Genomic DNA, 19,819 nt, shown 5'->3' with positions numbered 1-19,819 from the left:
ACCGGCTCGGACTAACGCCGGAGGCGTTGAACGGCGCGCCTGTCGCGCCGGCCCCGAAGGGGTGAGCCGCTGGCGGCGAATAATCGAACGTAGTTCGATGGAGAGTCCGGCTGCAGAAACGTAAAAACCCGCCTTTTGGGCGGGTTCTCTGAATAGTGGTGCCCGGCTCGGACTAACGCCGGAGGCGTTGAACGGCGCGCCTGTCGCGCCGGCCCCGAAGGGGTGAGCCGCTGGCGGCGAATAATCGAACGTAGTTCGATGGAGAGTCCGGCTGCAGAAACGCAAAAACCCGCCTTTTGGGCGGGTTCTCTGAATAGTGGTGCCCGGACTCGGAATCGAACCAAGGACACGGGGATTTTCAATCCCCTGCTCTACCGACTGAGCTATCCGGGCAACGGGGCGAATTAAACCGTAATCCACTCCGCGCGTCAACCACATTTCTTGATTTTCCGGCCGATTGCTTAACTTTACGGCAGTTTTGCATCGGAAGCCGCGTTTTGGCCATAATTCACATCATACCGTTGTCGCCCTGACGGATTTTCCAGCCGCTGACCGCAGAGATGACGTGGCGTAAGCCGGAAAGGGTATAGTCGCCGATCACCTCTTCGCCTTCGCGCGGGGAGCTGATGGTAATCTCCGCATCGACGCCGTGGCGGTAGGTCCCGTGGTGGCTAAAAATCGTGCCGATGAAGCATTTGTCGTTCAGCCAGACGGGAATATAGGCCACCGTTTCATAGATATAGTTTGAGGCGATGCCGCTGTAGTAGTTATCCGCATCGTCGGAGGAGGTGCCGGGAGGAATGGGGCAAATCGGCGCGTCGCTATCGGTTTGCGGCTTATCTTTCAGCAGGGTGCCCTGCATAACCTCCAGCGACTTGAGTAAATCCGCCTTATCTTTGGCATTCAGCGCCGGGGTTAACGGCTGGTCTTTCTCCGGCGAGCTGATGGTATTCAGCGTGTAGCGGTAGCGAATCGTCACCGCAGGGGTCCTGTCCGTCGGGCTGAAGGGACGCAGCAGATACAGATTATCCTCGCCGAACTGGCCGTTGTACCAAAGCGCATACACCTGACCGTTAATTCTGACCCACTGGCTCCACTGGTTGGCCCCGCGCCCGTTGAGGGAGAACAGCGCGCCGGGTACGCCGGCGTCAAAATCATCGTCGTCATCGCTATCGCTGCCGTTGACGCTATCAAATGTGTCATCGCCGCGTTTTAAGACCCCGGTATAGCTGAACAATCCGGTTCCGCCGACGTAGCTGTCGATAATCAAATCGCGCCTGCCGTCGTTATCGAGGTCGATAAGCGTAAAGCTGACCTTGCCATTTTCCGAGTCAGCGCTGATATCGGAATGGAGAAACGCCTGCCACTCATCGTCGCTGATATCGACGGAAGGCTTGTTTGTTGACACTAAGGTATCGTCGGCATAGGTCAGCGTAAAGTTGGTGACGTGCCCGGTGAGCGGGAACTGCTCGGCGATCTTATTTAGCGCCAGCTCCGGATTGGCCTTTTGCTCTTTCAGCACGGCGCTATACAGCGCCTTGAGTGCGAGATTATCGGCATCTTTCTGCTGCTTAGGACGCACCTGGCTGACGAAGGTCGGCAGCATCCAGGTCCCGCCTGGTGTAATTTCGCGGCACATGCCGGTGGTATATTTCAGGCTCTGGACGAACGCTTTGCCGTCCCAGACCCGCTCCTCCCCGCTCACGCAGTCGGCGATGCCGCGGCCCTTGTTGAAGAACGCGATGGCGCCATCGGCATAGCTGGAGGCATCGGTGGAGATCGGCTGAGGTTTAGCCTGCGGGGCGCTGTCCACCACCCACATGGCGTAACCGTCGTTGTAGGCGGCCCGCCAGCACAGCGCCTGGATAAGCCAATGGCTTTTATCGATGGCGGTGGCGGTGATTTGTCGTTCCTGGGCGGGAATATCTTTGTTTTGCCAGTCGTCACAGCGGCTATTCAGCAGCGGGACCAGCTCCGGGAGGAAGCGCTGGCGCTGTTTGGCGGTCAGCGGTTCGGGCTGAGCGTTGTGGAGCGTTGGGGCGGCGATAATCTCCGGGGCGGGTAGCGCGTTCAGCGTATTGCTATCGTCGGCATCGCCTTTGCGCAGCAGCGCATCCGCGGTGCCCAGGCGCTGCTGAAATTCGTCGATCTTGAGAAATACCGCGCTGCTGCCCGCGTTCGAGAGCGTCTTGCGCGCGCCGTTAAGCGAAATCTCAATGCGGCTTTCATGCTCCAGGGCCTGGATCAGCGCGGCCGTTTGCGTGCTGTCGAGACGGAAGTGGCTGTCATCTTTGGCATCCAGCGTACCGCGATCCTGATTGTCGATCAGCAGGCGAACGGTGGCGTCAGGGGGGATATCGCGATCGGTCTGGGCAAAGGTCACCTGGCCGCTTACGCGCTGATCGGGGCCGGCGCTGCGGGTCAGCAGGACGCTGACTTCACCGAGGTTGACGCCGTAGCCCGCGGCCCGGCAGGTGCCGGTGTTATCACAGGCGACTTCCCAGTCTTTATACGCGAAAGAAAAACCCTGTACGGGAGCCGCCAGCAGCGATATCGGATATAGCCCGATGATGGCAACCCAAAGGAGAGAACGCATATAAAACCCTGTCAGAATGTCGGTGAGAGGGAAATTATATGCGCGAAGGATCGGTTAAGATATCGGAATCAGGTTAACGCGCCGCCCATTCGACACTGGGCAAAACGCAGGATGTCTTCCGCCAGGCGCTGGGCGGTGTCGACGTCGGCCTGGCTGCGCTTCACCAGCAGGCGGCTCAGGCAGCCTTCGATGATAAGCTCCATCTGTTTGGCGACCATCGCCGGGTCATCCACTTCCAGCTGGGTCAGCAGCTCGTGCGTATAGGCGAGCGAAGCCTGCTTCTGCTGTTCAGCCAGCTGATGAATCGGGTGCTGTGCATCCGGATAGAAGGTACAGGCCGCAATAAACAGGCAGCCGGGATAGCGGTGATTGCTCACGCAGCGGGTCAGCGCCGCATAGCGCGCCAGCAGCTTCTGCTCCGCCGTTAGCGTCTCATCCAGCAGCAGCTGGCGACGCCATGTATCAACCTGATGGCTGAGATAGCGGAGGGCGTCGTACAGTAGCGCTTCGCGGTCTGGCCAGAAGCGCTTGAGGTCATCGATCGGATAAGCAACGCGCTCGGCGACCATCTCCAGCGTGGTGTTAGCAATACCTTCGATTTCAAGAATTTGTATGGCTTCACCCAGAACATCTTCACGTTGCACGGTTTTCTCCTCCATTTTACCTCCTAAAGTGTCGTTCACGGTTGCCGATCGCGCAAATGGGCGCTGAATGCCGCGGCATCCATAAAGCCGGTTACGCGCTGCGCGGGCTGCTCCTCTCCCTGCGCATTAAAGAACAGAATCGTCGGCAGGCCGAGCACCCGCAGATGCTTCAGCAGGGCGACGTCCTGCGCGCTGTTCTTCGTGACGTCTACCTGCAACAGAACGGTATCTTTCAGGGCCTGTTGCACTTCCGGTGTGCTAAAGGTGTATTTTTCGAACTCTTTACAGGCCACGCACCAGTCAGCGTACAAATCTAGCATAACCGGCCGGCCTTGAGCCTGCGCCAGAGCCCGATCGAGCTCATCGACGGTGCTGACGCGGGTAAACGCCAGGTGCGCCTGCTGCTGCGCCGTCGGCGCGTCGAACGCCCAGTCCTGCAGCGGACGAACGCTCACCAGCGCGGCGGCCAGCAGCACGATCTGCATGATGCGCTGCCACGGACGCGTGGCGCCAAGGGAGGTGATAAAGGCCCAGCTAAAGAAGGCCACCGCCAGCAGCGACCACAGGCGCAGCCCCCATACCTCGCCCAGGATACGCTCCAGTAAAAACACCGGCAGCGCCAGGATGACAAAACCGAACGCGGTCTTCACATGGGCCATCCACGGGCCGCTCTTCGGCAGCAGACGGTTGCCAAACACGGTGACCAGAATCAGCGGTAGCCCCATGCCCAGCGCGTAGAGATACAGCGTGCCGCCGCCCAGCCACAGGTTACCGCTTTGCGCGATGTACAGCAGAATCGCGCTCAGCGGCGCCGTCGTACAGGGCGAGCAGATAAGCCCGGCGATGGCGCCCATGGCAAACACGCCACCGGCGGAACCGCCCCGTTGGGTATTGCTCATCAGCGTCAGGCGCGTCTGCAAGGATGACGGCAGCTGCAGGGTAAACAGGCCAAACATCGACAGCGCCAGCAGAATAAAGACCGCCGACAGGCCGATCAGCACGTACGGATGCTGCAGCGCCGCCTGGAACTGCAGGCCCGCGGCGGCCACCACCATACCCAGCGCCGTGTAGGTCAGCGCCATTCCCTGGACATAGATAAACGCCAGCAGCAGCGCGCGGGCGGTGGACAGCCGGCGTTCACCACCCAGCACAATACCCGAGATCAGCGGATACATCGGCAGCACGCAGGGCGTAAACGCGATACCGATACCAATCAATAGCGCCCAGAGGGCGGAAAACGGAAGCTGGCCGCTATCGCTCCTGGCGACGGACTGGCCTGGCGAAGGCTCGGCCGTTTCAACCGGCGGCCGTTCCGCGAGCGCCAGCGCCGGACGCGGTTCTACCGGGAGCGGCGGGTTAAGCTTCGGCACGCCAGCGACGGGAAGCGCAGGGCGCGCGGGAGCCTGTTCGTTGCCGGAGAGCGCCAGCGCCGCGCTGAGCGGCACCACTTTAGTTTCCGGCGGATAGCAGAAGCCGGCGTCGGCGCAGCCCTGCCAGGTCACGGTCAGCGTGGCCCCTTTGGCGGCCCGGGTGAGCGTAACCGGCACGGTTAGCCGCTGGCGATAAATCTCACTTTTGCCGTAAAACTCATCGTCGTGCCATTCGCCGGACGGCAGCGATGGCTCAAGGAAAGCGGCGTCAGCGGCGCTGAGCTTGATCTGTTTGCGGTAGAGATAGTAACCCTCCTTGATTTGCCAGGTCAGGTTTATCTCGTGCTGGCTCTGCTGAAAATCAAAGGCAAAAGCCTGGTCAGCAGGCACAAAATTTGAGCGGCCGGGAGTATCAAAGAGCCCGGCGAATGCCGATGTACTGCAGAGCAGCAGAATCAGCGTAATGATGCGTTGAGCCATGAGAGGTAATCAGTGTCTCCGTGAGTGACGGGCAAAACCAGCAATTCGGGGGTTTGATACGGGTGATGGGACTTCAGGCACTCCAGCAGCGCCTGCTGATGGGCACGGTCGGTTTTCAGCAGCATCTGCACTTCATACTCCTGCTCCAGCTTGCCTTCCCAGTAGTAGAGGGAGGTCGCGCCCGGCAGGAGAGTGGCGCAGGCGGCCAGCTTTTCTGCCAGCACTTTGGCCGCTAAATCCTGGGCGGTCGCTTCATCCGGCGCGGTACAGAGTACAACAACGGCATCAGGCGTAGTCATCGTGAACCTCGTATCAGCGAAAAGAGGCACTATAGCACGCAAGATGCGGGGGGATTAATGAAACGGGCCACGATGTGGCCCGAATTTAAGCAGATTTACAGCACGATGCCGCCGATAATGAACCCCAAAATAACGCACAGGGTAATGGCGATCACCCCGGGGATCAGGAAGGCGTGGTTGAAGACGTACTTGCCGATGCGGGTAGAGCCGGTGTCATCCATTTCGACCGCCGCCAGCAGCGTCGGGTAGGTCGGCAGGACGAACAGCGCGGAGACCGCGGCAAAAGAGGCAATAGCGGTCAGCGGGCTCACGCCAAGCAGCAGCGCCGCAGGCATCAGCGCTTTGGTGGTGGCGGCCTGGGAGTAGAGCAGGGTTGCGGCGAAGAACAGCACCACCGCCAGCAGCCACGGGTAGTTGTGCAGCAGATCGCCCGCCACCGCCTGGATATCAGAGATATGTGCCTTCACGAAGGTATCGCCCAGCCAGGCAACGCCCAGCACGCAGACGCAGGCGCTCATCCCGGATTTAAAGGTGCTGGCGTTCAGCACCTCGCTGGTATCGATCTTACAGGTGATGCTAATCAGCGTGGCAATGGTCAGCATGAAGACCACGATCGCTTCGTTGCGCGGCAGTACCGGGTTCTGAATCAGCCCGACGGTATCGCTGATGGCGGTAGCGTAGAACATGACCGCGACGATCCCGATCAGGAACAGCAGCACCGAACGTTTGGCGTGCGGCTTCAGCTGGAACACCTGGCTTCCGCGCAGTTTGACTTCCCCTTTTGCCAGGCGCTCCTGGTAAACCGGGTCATCTTTCAGCTCGCAGCCGAGGAAGTTACACACCACGGCGGTGATCATCACGGCAATCAGCGTCACCGGAATACAGATCGCCAGCAGCGTCAGGTAGCTGACGCCCAGCGGCTCCAGAATGCCGGCGAAAAACACCACCGCGGCGGAAATTGGCGAGGCGGTAATCGCAATCTGCGAGGCCACGACGGCAATCGACAGCGGGCGGGAGGGGCGAATGCCCTGCTCCTTCGCCACTTCGGTGATCACCGGCAGGGTCGAGAAGGCGGTGTGGCCGGTTCCCGCGAGGACCGTCATAAACCAGGTGACCAGCGGGGCGAGAAAGGTGATGTACTTCGGGTGACGGCGCAGCAGGCGCTCTGCAAGGCTAACCAGGTAGTCCATGCCGCCGGCAACCTGCATGGCGGCAATCGCGGCGATGACCGCCATGATGATCTCAATGACGTCGAAGGGGATCGCGCCGGGCTTTATTTGAAAGATTAAGGTCAGGACGAGGACGCCCAGACCACCGGCGAATCCGATACCGATACCGCCCAGCCTGGCACCCAGGTAAATAGCCAGCAGGACAATGACGAGCTCTGCACCAAACATATGTTCCTTCCTTGTTTTTTAACAAGTTGATATTGAATTGTTGTGATTTCGTAAACCCAGAAAAGCAAAAAGGCATGTCATTGCTGACATGCCTTCGTTGAGTTTAACCTGAAAGCTTACTGTTCGCTTTCATCGGTAAAACGCTTTGCTTTATAGGCCGGGTGCATCAGGTTGTGCGGAGAGAAAATATCGTCCAGCTCCGTTTCGGTGAGCAAGCCTCGTTCCAGCACCACTTCCCGCACGCTCTTACCGGTTTCGGCGCAAATCTTGCCGACGATATCGCCATTGTGGTGGCCGATAAACGGGTTGAGGTAGGTGACGATGCCGATGGAGTTGTAAACATAGCTTTCGCACACCGCTTTGTTGGCGGTAATGCCGTTTACGCATTTTTCCAGCAGGTTATAGCAGGCGTTGGTCAGGATATGAATGGACTCGAACATCGCCTGACCGATAACCGGCTCCATCACGTTCAGCTGCAGCTGGCCGGCTTCTGAGGCCATCGTGACGGTGGTGTCGTTGCCGATCACCTTGAAGCACACCTGGTTGACGACTTCCGGCACCACCGGGTTAACCTTGGCCGGCATGATGGACGAACCCGCCTGCAGCTCCGGCAGGTTGATTTCGTTCAGGCCAGCGCGCGGGCCGGAAGAGAGCAGGCGCAGGTCGTTACAGATTTTAGACAGCTTCACCGCCAGGCGTTTCAGCGAGCTATGCACCATGACGTAGGCGCCGCAGTCGGAGGTGGCTTCAATCAGGTCTTCCGCCGGAACAACCGGCAGGCTGCTGACTTCCGCGAGTTTTTGTACCGCCAGCTGCTGATAGCCGTCCGGGGTATTCAGGCGCGTGCCGATGGCGGTGGCGCCGAGGTTCACTTCCAGCAGCAGCTCTGCGGTACGCAGAATGCATTTTGTTTCTTCGTTCAGCAGAACGTTGAAGGCGTGGAACTCCTGGCCGAGGGTCATCGGTACCGCATCCTGCAGCTGGGTACGGCCCATTTTCAGGACGTCCTGGAACTCAACGGCTTTGCTCTGGAAGCCTTCGCCCAGCTGGTTAATCGCGTCGGTTAATTTCAGCAGGGAGGCATACACCGCGATGCGAAAACCGGTCGGGTAGGCATCGTTAGTGGACTGGCATTTGTTAACGTGGTCGTTGGGGTTCAGGTACTGGTATTCACCTTTCTGGTGGCCCATCAGCTCAAGACCGATGTTTGCCAGCACTTCGTTGGTGTTCATGTTGACGGAAGTACCCGCGCCACCCTGGAACACGTCAACCGGGAACTGATCCATGCACTTGCCGTTATTCAGCACTTCATCACATGCGGCAATAATGGTATTCGCGACGCCTTTAGGAATGGTTTGCAGCTCTTTGTTGGCCATGGCAGCGGCCTTTTTCACCATCACCATACCGCGCACAAACTCGGGAATATCGCTGATTTTGCTATTGCTGATGTAGAAGTTTTCAATCGCTCTCAGAGTATGAACGCCGTAGTAGGCGTCAGCTGGAACTTCCCTGGTACCCAACAGATCTTCTTCGATACGAATGTTGTTTAACATGTGAACCTTCTTTTTCAAGCTGCCAATGAATTCACCAAATACGCAGAATTTATAGGATTTAGCGCATTTTCTCGCCGAAGATTATTTCCTTAATCGGCCTGGTGCCCACGATCATATGCTGATGATAGCGAATATCAGTAATCTTGATCACTTATTATGTAGTGGGGGCTATAAGAATTATTAATCTGTGAAATGAGTCACCGCTTTGCAGTTCTTGAAAAAAATAAGCGTTTCTGCTGATTGAAAAGTCCCGCGTTAGCCCAATATTGATGGGATGCGAATAGCACATCTTATAGCTGCGGGTGCCGATAGCGGCGCACGCTAATGAAGGAGACGCCGGTGCGTTGGATTCCGTTTTTTGCCTTTTTTTTATACGTTTACATTGAAATCTCGATCTTTATCCAGGTTTCCCATGTCCTTGGGGTGCTGCTGACGCTGATTTTAGTGATCTTTAGCTCGGTGGTCGGGATGTCGCTGGTGCGCAACCAGGGCTTCAAAAACTTCATGCTGATGCAGCAAAAAATGGCGGCCGGCGAAAGCCCGGCGGCGGAAATGATCAAAAGCGTATCGCTGATTATTGCCGGCCTGCTGCTGCTGTTACCGGGCTTCTTTACCGACTTCCTCGGCCTGCTGCTCCTGCTGCCGCCGGTGCAAAAACACCTGACCCTCAAGCTGATGCCGCATCTGCGCTTTAGCCGGATGCCGGGCGGCGGCTTCAGCGCCGGTACCCAAGGCGGTGATACCTTTGACGGGGAATACCAGCGTAAAGACGATGAGCGCGACCGTCTGGACCACAAAGACGATCGCTAATCCAGCCAGCCCGGCGGCCGCCGGGCGCGTGGAGTGACCAGCCGGATACGCGCAGAGCGATCCGGCTTTTTTTATGGCTGGGCGCCCGGGGTTTCGCTCAGCGACCGGCGCCGGGGTAAAAGCAGCCACAGCGCCACCAGCACCACCAGCGCGTACAGGCTTTTCCAGCCGACCATCGCCAGCAGCAGCAGGCACAGCAGGCTACCGATCGCCGCCAGCACCCGATAGCGCCCCTGCAGCAGCCGGCAGCCCGCCAGCATACACAGCAGATAAATCATAATAAAAATGCCGTTGGCGTAGACGATCAGCGCGTCGAGGTTGATATCGAGCCAGTAAATGCACAGGGTGCTGATGACGCAGCAGGCCAGCACCGCATTGAGTGCGTTGCGCGGGATTTGCCGGGCCGACAGGCGGGCGAGTCGGCTCTCAGGCCTGTACTGCGCCTGCGACCAGACCAGGCGGGCAAAACTTTGAATATAGATATTGAGGCTGGCGAAGCAGGCGAGGTAGCCAATGACGCAGGCGACCCACAGCGCCTGGACGCCGAACAGGCGCACCACGATATCAGGCAGCGACGCGGCGGCGGCAATGTCCTCGCCGAAGGCGTGAAAATGCAGCACCAGCACGGTGCAGGCCCAGTAGACCGTACCGGCCAGCAGCAGGCCAATCATCAGCGCGCGCGGAAAATCGCGCTCCGGGGATTTAAATTCCGAAGCCAGGTGGGCAAAGGCCTCGAGGCCGACAAAGCACCAGAACATGACCGACAGCGCGGCAAAAAGCTGCGACCGATCGACATCCTGCGGCGCCGGGAAGGGGATATGCGCCGGATCGATACCGCCGCGCCACCAGATAGCGACAATCAGGGCCACAATCAGGATTGCCACCAGCGTTTGCAGATTGGCGCTGGAGCTGGCTCCGCGCGAACCCACCCACCAGATAATGGCCAGCGTCCCCAGTTCGGCGAGCAGCAGCTGGCCGTCGTGCCAGCCAAACAGGGCCTGGCTGAAGCCGGTGGCGATATGCAACGCGGCGGGTAATCCCACCGGGATGACCGACAAAAACAGCCAGCCGGTCACGCGCTCCATGCGGGGGCCGAACGCCATATTGACGAAATGCGCCACGCCGCCGGCGCTGGGATAGTGGCGGCCGAGTACGGCAAAGACGATGGCTATCGGGAAAACCAGCAGGATCAGCGCCGGCCATGCCCACAGGCTGTTATCACCCGCAACCAGCGCGGCCAGAGCGGGAACGGCGAAGACGCCGGTGCCCAGTAATGATGTGGAGAGGAGGCCCACACCCTGAGCCAAACCTAACTCCTGCTTCAAACCACCCATGATGCAACCCTGTCCCGGACAAAACCCGAATGGTACCACAATCGTTTTTGCTTATGACGTCCGGGCGACGCGCCGGGAGTGTGCGCCAGGGCACGCGAAAAAACTTTTTTTCAATTGGCCCCTTGAAGCGGTAAAACTCCATCCCCATCTCTCAGGTCACTAGCCGGAAACCGTATACGGGCCGGTGTCATCCATAACTGATAATGACTTTCTCAAAGGAGAGCTATCAATGAGTATTCGTCCGTTACATGATCGTGTGATCGTCAAACGTAAAGAAGTTGAAACCAAATCTGCTGGCGGCATCGTTCTGACCGGTTCTGCGGCAGCCAAATCAACTCGTGGCGAAATCATCGCTGTCGGTAAGGGCCGCATCCTGGAAAACGGAACCGTGCAGCCGCTGGACGTGAAAGTGGGCGATATCGTCATTTTCAACGACGGCTACGGCGTGAAATCTGAAAAGATCGACAATGAAGAAGTGTTGATCATGTCCGAAAGCGACATCCTGGCAATTGTTGAAGCCTAATCTGCGAACGACACTGAACATACGAATTTAAGGGAAAGATTAAAATGGCAGCTAAAGACGTAAAATTCGGTAACGACGCTCGTGTGAAAATGCTGCGCGGCGTAAACGTACTGGCAGATGCAGTTAAAGTGACACTGGGCCCGAAAGGCCGTAACGTTGTCCTGGACAAATCCTTCGGTGCGCCGACCATCACCAAAGACGGCGTTTCCGTCGCGCGTGAAATCGAGCTGGAAGACAAGTTCGAAAACATGGGCGCCCAGATGGTGAAAGAAGTTGCCTCTAAAGCGAACGACGCTGCAGGCGACGGTACCACCACCGCAACCGTACTGGCTCAGGCGATCATCGCTGAAGGCCTGAAAGCCGTTGCTGCGGGCATGAACCCGATGGATCTGAAACGTGGTATCGACAAAGCCGTCGTTGCCGCTGTTGAAGAGCTGAAATCCCTGTCCGTACCGTGCTCCGACTCTAAAGCTATTGCTCAGGTTGGTACCATCTCCGCTAACTCCGACGAAACCGTAGGTAAACTGATCGCTGAAGCGATGGATAAAGTCGGTAAAGAAGGCGTGATCACCGTTGAAGACGGTACCGGTCTGGAAGACGAACTGGACGTGGTTGAAGGTATGCAGTTCGACCGCGGCTACCTGTCCCCGTACTTCATCAACAAGCCGGAAACCGGTGCCGTTGAGCTGGAAAGCCCGTTCATCCTGCTGGCTGACAAAAAAGTTTCCAACATCCGCGAAATGCTGCCGGTTCTGGAAGCCGTAGCGAAAGCCGGCAAACCGCTGGTTATCATCGCTGAAGACGTTGAAGGCGAAGCCCTGGCAACGCTGGTGGTTAACACCATGCGCGGCATCGTTAAAGTGGCTGCGGTTAAAGCACCTGGCTTCGGCGACCGTCGTAAAGCTATGCTGCAGGACATCGCGACTCTGACCGGCGGTACCGTTATCTCTGAAGAGATCGGTATGGAGCTGGAAAAAGCGACGCTGGAAGACCTGGGTCAGGCAAAACGCGTTGTGATCAACAAAGACACCACCACCATCATCGATGGCGTGGGTGAAGAAGGCGCTATCCAGGGCCGCGTGACTCAGATCCGTAAGCAGATCGAAGAAGCGACTTCTGACTACGACCGTGAAAAACTGCAGGAACGCGTTGCTAAACTGGCAGGCGGCGTTGCGGTTATCAAAGTCGGTGCAGCTACCGAAGTTGAAATGAAAGAGAAGAAAGCACGCGTTGACGATGCCCTGCACGCGACCCGTGCTGCGGTAGAAGAAGGCGTGGTTGCCGGTGGTGGCGTTGCGCTGGTGCGCGTTGCGGCTAAACTGGCTGGCCTGACTGCTCAGAACGAAGATCAGAACGTCGGTATCAAAGTTGCGCTGCGCGCAATGGAAGCTCCGCTGCGCCAGATCGTGTCCAACGCCGGTGAAGAGCCGTCTGTGGTCACTAACAACGTGAAAGCGGGCGAAGGTAACTACGGTTACAACGCGGCGACTGAAGAATACGGCAACATGATCGACTTCGGTATCCTCGACCCAACTAAAGTGACCCGTTCTGCTCTGCAGTACGCGGCCTCCGTTGCTGGTCTGATGATCACTACCGAGTGCATGATTACCGATCTGCCGAAAAGCGACGCAGCTGATTTAGGCGCTGCTGGCGGCATGGGCGGTATGGGTGGCATGGGCGGCATGATGTAATCGTGCGCTCTACCCCTTAGAAACAAAGAAACCCCCGGGCAGAAATGCTCGGGGGTTTTTCTTTTTTCCGGCTTTTTAGTATAAGGTGTACATCCGGGCCAGCGCGTCCAGCTCATTGATCATGGGGAATAACATGCAGGTAAGATATTTAGCAGGGATTGTCGGCGCAGCACTACTGTTAGCGGGTTGCAGTTCCAGCAACGAACTGAGCTCAGGCGGGCAGAGCGTACGCTTTGTTGAAGATAAGCCGGGTGCGGATTGCCAGCTGTTGGGGACCGCTAGCGGCAAGCAGAGCAACTGGCTCTCCGGGCAGAACGGCGGTGAGGGCGGCTCTATGCGCGGCGCGGCTAATGCGCTGCGTAACCAGGCTGCGGCAATGGGCGGCAACGTGATTTACGGCGTCAGCAGCCCGACGCAGAACCTGCTGTCGAGCTTTGTGCCGACCGATAGCGAAATGAACGGTCAGGTCTATAAGTGCCCGAACTGATCGCTTTCCCCTCTCTCCGGTGGGGAGAGGGGAAAGAACGCTGGCTAGCTCTGTCGTAGCTGCAAATCCAGCGGCGTTTTGCTCGGCTCTCCGCCGATTTCTCGCGCCAGCTTCGGTACCATATAGCCTGATACCAGCGTCAGCAGCTCGCGCATGATGGCCCGGGCTTCTTCATCTTCGACCATAAAGTGGGCCGCGCCCTGGACCTTATCCAGCACGTGCAGGTAATACGGCATCACCCCCGCATCAAATAGCGCATTGCTCAACTTAGCCAGCGTCTGTGCGCTATCGTTGACCCCCCGCAGCAGCACGCTTTGGTTCAGCAGGGTGACGCCAGCGTGGCGTAAACGCGCCATTGCCGCGCGAAACTCAGCGTCGATTTCATTGGCATGGTTGATATGGTTCACCAGCAGTATCTGCAGCGAGGAGCGGGTGAAACGCGCAGCCAGCGCCTCGGTGATGCGCGCCGGGATGACAATGGGCAGCCGGCTGTGAATACGCAGACGCTTGACGTGCGGGATCGCTTCCAGCTGGGTGAGCAGCCAGTCGAGCTCATGATCTTTCGCCATCAGCGGGTCGCCGCCGGAAAAAATAATCTCATCGAGCTGCGGATGGGCGGAAATATAGTCCATCGCCGCCTGCCAGTTGCGCTTATTGCCCTGGTTATCGGCGTACGGGAAGTGTCTGCGGAAGCAATAACGACAATTTACCGCACAGCCGCCTTTAACCAGCAGCAGCGCGCGGTTGGCGTATTTATGCAGCAGGCCGGGCACGACGCTGTGCTGTTCCTCCAGCGGATCGGTGGAAAAACCGGGGGAGGCGATAAACTCTTCTTGCGAAGTAAGTACTTGACGCAGAAGAGGATCGTTAGGATTTCCTCGCTCCATACGGGCGATAAAAGCCCGGGGAACGCGCAGCGCAAAGAGGCGCTTAGCATCGCGCCCCGCCAATAGGTTTGCATCAGCGTCTACATTTAAAAGATGCAGCAGTTCATCAGGACTGGTCACAACATCGGCAAGTTGCGTTAACCAATCTTCTCTGGATGGGGTATTTAGGGTTACAATATGCGCCATTTTGTGGCTTAGCTACCAATTAACAATTTCAGAGGGCCTTATGGCGACTTACTATAGCAACGATTTTCGTGCTGGTCTTAAAATCATGATGGACGGCGAACCTTATGCCGTTGAAGCGAGTGAATTCGTAAAACCGGGAAAAGGCCAGGCTTTCGCCCGCGTTAAGCTGCGCCGCCTGCTGACCGGCACGCGCGTAGAGAAAACCTTCAAATCTACCGACTCCGCTGAAGGCGCAGACGTTGTAGATATGAACCTGACTTACCTGTACAACGACGGTGAGTTCTACCACTTCATGAACAACTCCACCTTCGAACAGCTGGCCGCTGACGAGAAAGCCGTTGGTGAAAGCGCTAAATGGCTGCTGGATCAGGCTGAGTGCATCGTGACCCTGTGGAACGGTCAGCCTATCTCCGTGACCCCGCCGAACTTCGTTGAGCTGGAAATCGTTGAAACCGATCCGGGTCTGAAAGGCGATACCGCGGGTACCGGCGGTAAGCCTGCGACCCTGACCACTGGCGCAGTGGTTAAAGTTCCGCTGTTTGTACAGATTGGCGAAGTGATTAAAGTGGATACCCGCTCTGGCGAATACGTATCCCGCGTGAAGTAATTCACGTCTCTGACGGTTGGCGCAGCGCGCTGCTGCGCCCCCTATAGCACGCAGGTATCGATAGCAGGCAGGGAAGATGAACAACACCTTAAAGCTTGTGGTATTGCTGCTGCTCAGCGGCACCCTGCTGGCCGGCTGTCATACGGTCCACGGCGTGGGTGAAGATATCCGCAGCCTGGGGCACGCCATCTCTCACGCCGCCAGCTAAGCACCGACTTTCTCTCCTCTTCTTCTGAATTCGCGCTTCCCGGCGTACCGCATCGCTTTTGTTCTTAAAAAACGCTGAGATCCCTTCATATCGGGTCAGTTTGTCTATGCTTATAGGGCACGATAACTAAAACTGGTAAATAAGGATGACATTATGGTGAAAAAAGCGATTGCAGCGTTCTTTACGGTTTTGGCTCTCTCCTCTGTGCTGACCGCATGTAATACAACGCGCGGCGTCGGTCAGGATATTTCGGAAGGCGGCAGCGCCATTTCCGGCGCGGCGACGAAAGCCCAGCAATAGACCTGACGGTACGGTCGCCGGCCGTACCGTTCTTTTCATCTCCTGCGCTACTGTTTATAATATCCGCGTTTTTTCACTCACCTTGCGGGACGACCCGTAAGCGTACCGCATCCGGGGACGGCCCCATCAAGGAGCCTTATGTCCTGGTTAATTTTGTTTATCGCCGGTCTGCTGGAAGTGGTCTGGGCGGTTGGTCTGAAGTACACCCACGGTTTTAGCCGCCTGATACCCAGCGCCATCACCATCGTGGCGATGGTGGTCAGCATGGCGCTGCTGTCATGGGCGATGAAAACGCTGCCGGTAGGCACCGCTTACGCGGTGTGGACGGGGATCGGCGCCGTCGGCGCGGCGATTGCCGGTATCGTCCTGCTGGGCGAGTCCGCCAGCCCGATGCGTATTGCCAGCCTGGCGTGCATCGTCATCGGTATTATCGGCCTCAAGCTCAGCACCCACTAATAGCGCTGGTTGACCCAGATAAGCTTGCTCACGTCGAAGCCCTGCCGGGAGGCGATATCCAGCATCTGCTGTTTCACTTCCGGTGCGATTTTCGGCGTGCGCGCCAGCAGCCAGAGATAATCCCGATCCGGTCCGCACACCAGCGCATAGCGATAATCTTTATCCAGCGCAATCACGTTGTAGCCGCCGTAGAAGGGGCCAAAAAAGGAGACTTTTAGCGCCGCCCGATTGCTCTCGCCGGTGAAGTAGGCCACGCCATCCGTTTTTTGCCACATGCCGCGATCGGGGTTATAGCCTTTGTTGACGACGTTCAGCCCACCGTCGTCGCGCAGGCTGTAGGTGGCGGTGACCTTCTCCAGGCCGCGCTCAAAGCTATGGTCGAAGCGGGCGATTTCATACCAGGTACCGAGATAGCGCTGGGTATCAAACGGACTGACCACCGTCACGCCCTGCGGAGGCGTCGGGGTACTACAGGCAACAACCAGAAACGAGACGGCAACAGCGGCAATCATTGGCAGCAGACGCATACTATTTTCCTTACTGGTTTTTTGCTAAGTGTAGATTCTGGCGGGGAAAAAACGGGGAAATATTCTGCAAAAGAGAGCCCGGTAACACTCCGCTACCGGGCATCGGGAGGTTTAGATAAATAATACGCCGACCAGCGTGACCACGCTCAGGATGGCGGCCAGGCCGTAGAACACCCACTTCCCGTTAGGGACGTGAATTTTCAGGTCGTGCATGGCGTGATGAATGCGGTGTAGCCCGCACCACAGCGGCAGGACAATCATCAGGAAGATAAATGCCCGGCCAATAAAACTCTGGGCAAAGCCGAGCACGCGTTCGTAGCTGAAGGCGTCAGCTGGCGCCAGGCCCAGCGGCAGCAGGATACCGACCAGCAGTATCATCACCGGAGCAATAATGGCGCTCCACATGCCTCCGGCGCCAAACAGCCCCCAGAATACCGGTTCATCGGAACGTTTTGGGTTGGGATTGATCATTCCAGCCTCCTTACCAGAACAGGGCGATAAGCAGGATCGCCGCTGTTGCTACCGCAGTCACCACCCACAGCCCTTTAATAACCGGCTCTGGCCCCATTTTCTCGCCTTTGACAATAATATTGGCGGCTTTCGGCGCCAGCTCAAACCAGGTTTTGGTGTGCAGCAGCGCTGCGCCGAGGGCGATCAGGTTGAGGATCACCACCAGCGGATTTTGTAGAAAGCCAACGTATCCCGCCCAGCTTTCCGCCCCGTGCTTGAGGGAAAACAGGCCATAAATCAGGATGATGCTGAACCAGACTGCCGGTACAGCCGTTCCTTCACGCAGCATGTAGAAGCGATAAAACGGCAGCTTCTTCCACCAGGTGGACGTCATCGGCCGCACGTAGGGCTTGCGTTTAGTCGTCATAATGCACTCCTTAGCGTGGTTTCAGGGTGGCGATAAGAAAGTCTTTCGAGCTCTCTACCTTGCCCTGCTGAATGGCGGCCGCCGGGTCGACGTGCTTCGGACAGACTTCCGAGCAGTAGCCCACGAAGGTACAGGTCCAGACGCCGTTCTGACCGTTAAGCTGCGCCATACGTTCCTTTTTCCCGTGGTCGCGGCTGTCCTCGTTGTAACGATGGGCGAGGGTGATGGCCGCAGGGCCGATAAACTCCGGGTTAAGGCCAAACTGTGGGCAGGCGGCGTAGCACAGGCCGCAGTTGATGCAGCCGGAGAACTGATGGTACTTCGCCATCTGCGCCGGAGTCTGTTTGTTTGGCCCCTGATCCGGGGTACGCGGGTTGCCGATAATATAGGGCTTAATCGCCTCCAGGCTCTCGATAAAGTGGGTCATATCGACCACCAGATCGCGCTCGATCGGGAAGTTAGCCAGCGCTTCGACCTTAATGCCCTTGGTGTATTCACGCAGGAAGGTTTTACACGCCAGCTTCGGCACCTTGTTGACCATCATCCCGCAGGAGCCGCAAATCGCCATCCGGCAGGACCAGCGGTAGCTGAGATCCGCCGCGAGGTTGTCTTTGATATAGCCCAGCGCGTCGAGCAGTGAGGTCTGCTCGTCGTAAGGAACCTCATAGAACGCGCTGTGCGGCGCGGTGTCCACTTCCGGGTTGTAGCGCACCACCTCGATTTTCAGGTTCTTCATCTCAGCCATTGGTCGTCTCCTTCTTCTCGGCTGCTTCCGCTTCTGCGCCGTATACGCGTTTTGCCGGCGGCAGAGTGGTGATCTTCACATCGCCATACTCAAGGCGCGTGGTGCCATCGGCATCGCGGAATGCGAGCGTATGCTTGAGGAAATTGACGTCGTCACGCTCGGTGCAGCCTTCATCCAGGCGCTGGTGCGCGCCGCGGGACTCTTTACGCGCAAGGGCAGAGTGGGCCATACATTCCGCCACGTTCAGCCCGTGACCCAGCTCGATGGTATACAGCAGGTCGGTATTGAACACGCTGGAGCTGTCGGTAATGCGTACGCGCCTGAAGCGCTCCTGCAGCTCGGCCAGCTTATCGACGGTTTTTTGCATCAGCTCCGGCGTACGGTAGATCCCGCAGCCTTCTTCCATCGACAGGCCCATCTCGTCGCGGATCTTCGCCCAGTTCTCGTCGCCTTCCTGATTGATAAGATCTTTCAGCCGTTTTTCTACGTCGGCGGTCTGTGCATCCAGCGCGCTCACGTTGGCTTCTTTAGCCTCCGCCGCTCGCCTGATGGCCTGCTCGCCGGCGAGGCGGCCAAAGACCACCAGCTCTGCCAGCGAGTTGGAGCCAAGGCGGTTGGCGCCGTGAAGGCCGACCGACGAGCATTCACCCACGGCGAACAGCCCCTTGATGCGGCTTTCACAGTTCTGGTCGGTTTCGATACCGCCCATGGTGTAGTGCGCGGTTGGGCGCACGGGAATCGGCTCTTTAACCGGATCAACGCCGACGTAGGCCTTCGCCAGTTCGCAGATAAAGGGCAGGCGCTCCAGCAGCTTTTTCTCACCTAAATGGCGCAGGTCGAGATAAACCACGTCGCCGCGCGGCGTTGGAATGGTGTTGCCTTTACGCCATTCGTGCCAGAAGGCCTGGGAGACCTTGTCGCGCGGGCCGAGCTCCATATATTTGTTTTTCGGCTCGCCGAGCGGCGTTTCCGGGCCCATGCCGTAATCCTGCAGGTAGCGGTAGCCGTCCTTGTTGACCAGGATACCGCCTTCGCCACGGCAGCCTTCCGTCATCAGAATACCGGAGCCGGGAAGGCCGGTCGGGTGATACTGCACGAACTCCATATCGCGCAGCGGAACGCCGTGGCTGAGCGCGATGCCCATCCCGTCGCCGGTGACGATGCCGCCGTTGGTGTTGTAGCGATAGACGCGTCCTGCGCCGCCGGTGGCCATCACCACCGCGTTAGCGCGGATTTGTACCAGCGAGCCTTCCATCATATTCATCGCCACCAGGCCACGCGCCTGGCCATCGTCGACCAGAATATCGAGGACGAAATGCTCGTCAAAACGCTGGATTTGCGGGAACTGAAGGGAGGTCTGGAACAGAGTGTGCAGCATATGGAAGCCGGTTTTATCCGCGGCAAACCACGTGCGTTCGATCTTCATCCCGCCGAAGCGGCGGACGTTGACGCTGCCGTCCGGACGGCGGCTCCACGGGCATCCCCACTGTTCAAGCTGGGTCATTTCCGTCGGGCAATGATGGACGAAATAGTCGACGACATCCTGCTCACAAAGCCAGTCGCCGCCGGCGACGGTGTCGTGAAAATGGTACTCAAAGCTGTCATGATCCTGCGTCACGGCGGCGGAGCCGCCTTCAGCCGCAACCGTGTGGCTACGCATGGGATAGACTTTTGAAATCAGTGCGATTTTGGCATTTGGATTAGCCTGCGCTGCGGCGATTGCAGCGCGAAGACCTGCTCCGCCAGCGCCAATTACGGCAAGATCGGCTTGAAAAGTTTGCACGACATTCCTCCAGTTTTTGTTTATTTCGCCGCCGGGCTGGCGAAAATGTGTCACTGCTC

General features: G+C 57.9%; 21 protein-coding genes and 1 tRNA gene. 8 read left to right on the top strand and 14 right to left on the bottom strand.

Annotated features, from left to right (window positions below):
- Positions 1–317: 317 nt before the first annotated feature.
- The 7 genes from EDF75_RS23960 to aspA form a co-directional block, all read right to left on the bottom strand.
- Positions 318–393 (bottom strand) — tRNA-Phe (locus tag EDF75_RS23960).
- A gap of 115 nt (positions 394–508) precedes the next feature.
- Complete coding sequence (locus tag EDF75_RS23955) at positions 509–2,596, bottom strand: DUF1176 domain-containing protein (RefSeq protein WP_133601111.1); 2,088 nt, start codon at positions 2,594–2,596, stop codon at positions 509–511.
- Positions 2,597–2,664: 68 nt separating this feature from the next.
- Entirely contained in the window at positions 2,665–3,240 is a 576-nt protein-coding gene (locus EDF75_RS23950) for a transcriptional regulator (RefSeq protein WP_045853507.1), read from the bottom strand.
- 35 nt (positions 3,241–3,275) lie between these two features.
- Positions 3,276–5,090 (bottom strand): protein-disulfide reductase DsbD, encoded by a 1,815-nt coding sequence (locus tag EDF75_RS23945; RefSeq protein ID WP_133601110.1) that lies wholly within the window; start codon positions 5,088–5,090, stop codon positions 3,276–3,278.
- Positions 5,066–5,389 (bottom strand): divalent cation tolerance protein CutA, encoded by a 324-nt coding sequence (gene cutA / locus EDF75_RS23940; protein ID WP_041143683.1) that lies wholly within the window; start codon positions 5,387–5,389, stop codon positions 5,066–5,068. The genes EDF75_RS23945 and cutA overlap by 25 nt, the downstream gene beginning before the upstream one ends.
- A 95-nt stretch (positions 5,390–5,484) precedes the next feature.
- A complete protein-coding gene (locus EDF75_RS23935) occupies positions 5,485–6,786 on the bottom strand; it encodes an anaerobic C4-dicarboxylate transporter (protein WP_045853385.1) in 1,302 nt (433 codons plus the stop codon).
- A 116-nt stretch (positions 6,787–6,902) separates the two neighbouring features.
- On the bottom strand, positions 6,903–8,339 hold the full coding sequence (gene aspA, locus EDF75_RS23930) for an aspartate ammonia-lyase (RefSeq protein WP_133601109.1): 1,437 nt from the start codon (positions 8,337–8,339) through the stop codon (positions 6,903–6,905).
- Positions 8,340–8,678: 339 nt separating this feature from the next.
- Here aspA and EDF75_RS23920 point away from each other — a divergent pair, with 339 nt between their 5' ends.
- On the top strand, positions 8,679–9,149 hold the full coding sequence (locus tag EDF75_RS23920; protein ID WP_133601108.1) for an FxsA family protein: 471 nt from the start codon (positions 8,679–8,681) through the stop codon (positions 9,147–9,149).
- Between the two features lie 71 nt (positions 9,150–9,220).
- On the opposite strand, the gene yjeH is transcribed toward EDF75_RS23920, so the two are convergent.
- Entirely contained in the window at positions 9,221–10,483 is a 1,263-nt protein-coding gene (yjeH, locus tag EDF75_RS23915; RefSeq protein ID WP_133601107.1) for an L-methionine/branched-chain amino acid transporter, read from the bottom strand.
- A gap of 229 nt (positions 10,484–10,712) precedes the next feature.
- On the opposite strand from yjeH, the gene EDF75_RS23910 reads away from it, so the two are divergent.
- The 3 genes from EDF75_RS23910 (at position 10,713) to EDF75_RS23900 (ending at position 13,184) form a co-directional block, all read left to right on the top strand.
- Positions 10,713–11,006, top strand: a complete 294-nt coding sequence (locus EDF75_RS23910; RefSeq protein WP_003855929.1) for a co-chaperone GroES — start codon at positions 10,713–10,715, stop codon at positions 11,004–11,006.
- A gap of 44 nt (positions 11,007–11,050) precedes the next feature.
- A complete protein-coding gene (gene groL / locus EDF75_RS23905) occupies positions 11,051–12,697 on the top strand; it encodes a chaperonin GroEL (RefSeq protein ID WP_133601106.1) in 1,647 nt (548 codons plus the stop codon).
- Between the two features lie 133 nt (positions 12,698–12,830).
- Positions 12,831–13,184, top strand: a complete 354-nt coding sequence (locus tag EDF75_RS23900; RefSeq protein ID WP_041143690.1) for a DUF4156 domain-containing protein — start codon at positions 12,831–12,833, stop codon at positions 13,182–13,184.
- A gap of 44 nt (positions 13,185–13,228) precedes the next feature.
- Here the strand turns inward: EDF75_RS23900 and epmB are convergent, their stop codons facing one another.
- A complete protein-coding gene (epmB, locus tag EDF75_RS23895) occupies positions 13,229–14,257 on the bottom strand; it encodes an EF-P beta-lysylation protein EpmB (protein WP_133601105.1) in 1,029 nt (342 codons plus the stop codon).
- Positions 14,258–14,297: 40 nt separating this feature from the next.
- On the opposite strand from epmB, the gene efp reads away from it, so the two are divergent.
- The 4 genes from efp (at position 14,298) to sugE (ending at position 15,828) form a co-directional block, all read left to right on the top strand.
- The gene (efp, locus tag EDF75_RS23890) at positions 14,298–14,864 is read left to right on the top strand and encodes an elongation factor P (protein ID WP_041143692.1); all 567 of its coding nucleotides are present in this window, start codon (positions 14,298–14,300) and stop codon (positions 14,862–14,864) included.
- Positions 14,865–14,940: 76 nt separating this feature from the next.
- Entirely contained in the window at positions 14,941–15,072 is a 132-nt protein-coding gene (locus EDF75_RS23885; protein WP_133601104.1) for an entericidin A/B family lipoprotein, read from the top strand.
- Positions 15,073–15,225: 153 nt separating this feature from the next.
- Entirely contained in the window at positions 15,226–15,372 is a 147-nt protein-coding gene (ecnB, locus tag EDF75_RS23880) for a lipoprotein toxin entericidin B (protein ID WP_004097935.1), read from the top strand.
- 138 nt (positions 15,373–15,510) lie between these two features.
- Entirely contained in the window at positions 15,511–15,828 is a 318-nt protein-coding gene (gene sugE, locus EDF75_RS23875) for a quaternary ammonium compound efflux SMR transporter SugE (protein WP_041143694.1), read from the top strand.
- Here the strand turns inward: sugE and EDF75_RS23870 are convergent.
- The 5 genes from EDF75_RS23870 to frdA form a co-directional block, all read right to left on the bottom strand.
- Positions 15,825–16,355 (bottom strand): lipocalin family protein, encoded by a 531-nt coding sequence (locus EDF75_RS23870; RefSeq protein ID WP_133601103.1) that lies wholly within the window; start codon positions 16,353–16,355, stop codon positions 15,825–15,827. The two genes, sugE and EDF75_RS23870, sit on opposite strands and share 4 nt — an antisense overlap.
- Before the next feature lie 111 nt (positions 16,356–16,466).
- On the bottom strand, positions 16,467–16,826 hold the full coding sequence (gene frdD, locus EDF75_RS23865; protein WP_041143696.1) for a fumarate reductase subunit FrdD: 360 nt from the start codon (positions 16,824–16,826) through the stop codon (positions 16,467–16,469).
- Positions 16,827–16,836: 10 nt separating this feature from the next.
- Complete coding sequence (gene frdC / locus EDF75_RS23860) at positions 16,837–17,232, bottom strand: fumarate reductase subunit FrdC (RefSeq protein ID WP_133601102.1); 396 nt, start codon at positions 17,230–17,232, stop codon at positions 16,837–16,839.
- Between the two features lie 10 nt (positions 17,233–17,242).
- Positions 17,243–17,977 carry a fumarate reductase iron-sulfur protein gene (frdB, locus tag EDF75_RS23855; RefSeq protein WP_095104434.1) on the bottom strand — a complete coding sequence of 245 codons (735 nt, stop codon included), beginning with the start codon at positions 17,975–17,977 and terminating at the stop codon, positions 17,243–17,245.
- On the bottom strand, positions 17,970–19,760 hold the full coding sequence (frdA, locus tag EDF75_RS23850; protein WP_133601101.1) for a fumarate reductase (quinol) flavoprotein subunit: 1,791 nt from the start codon (positions 19,758–19,760) through the stop codon (positions 17,970–17,972). Before frdA ends, frdB begins: the two co-directional genes overlap by 8 nt.
- Positions 19,761–19,819: the final 59 nt, after the last annotated feature.

The sequence above is a fragment of the Klebsiella sp. BIGb0149 genome (assembly GCF_004362605.1).
In the GTDB taxonomy this organism is placed as follows: domain Bacteria; phylum Pseudomonadota; class Gammaproteobacteria; order Enterobacterales; family Enterobacteriaceae; genus Klebsiella; species Klebsiella terrigena.
The sequence above is the reverse complement of the archived record's forward strand: the minus strand, read 5'-3'. Positions and strand labels throughout refer to the sequence as shown.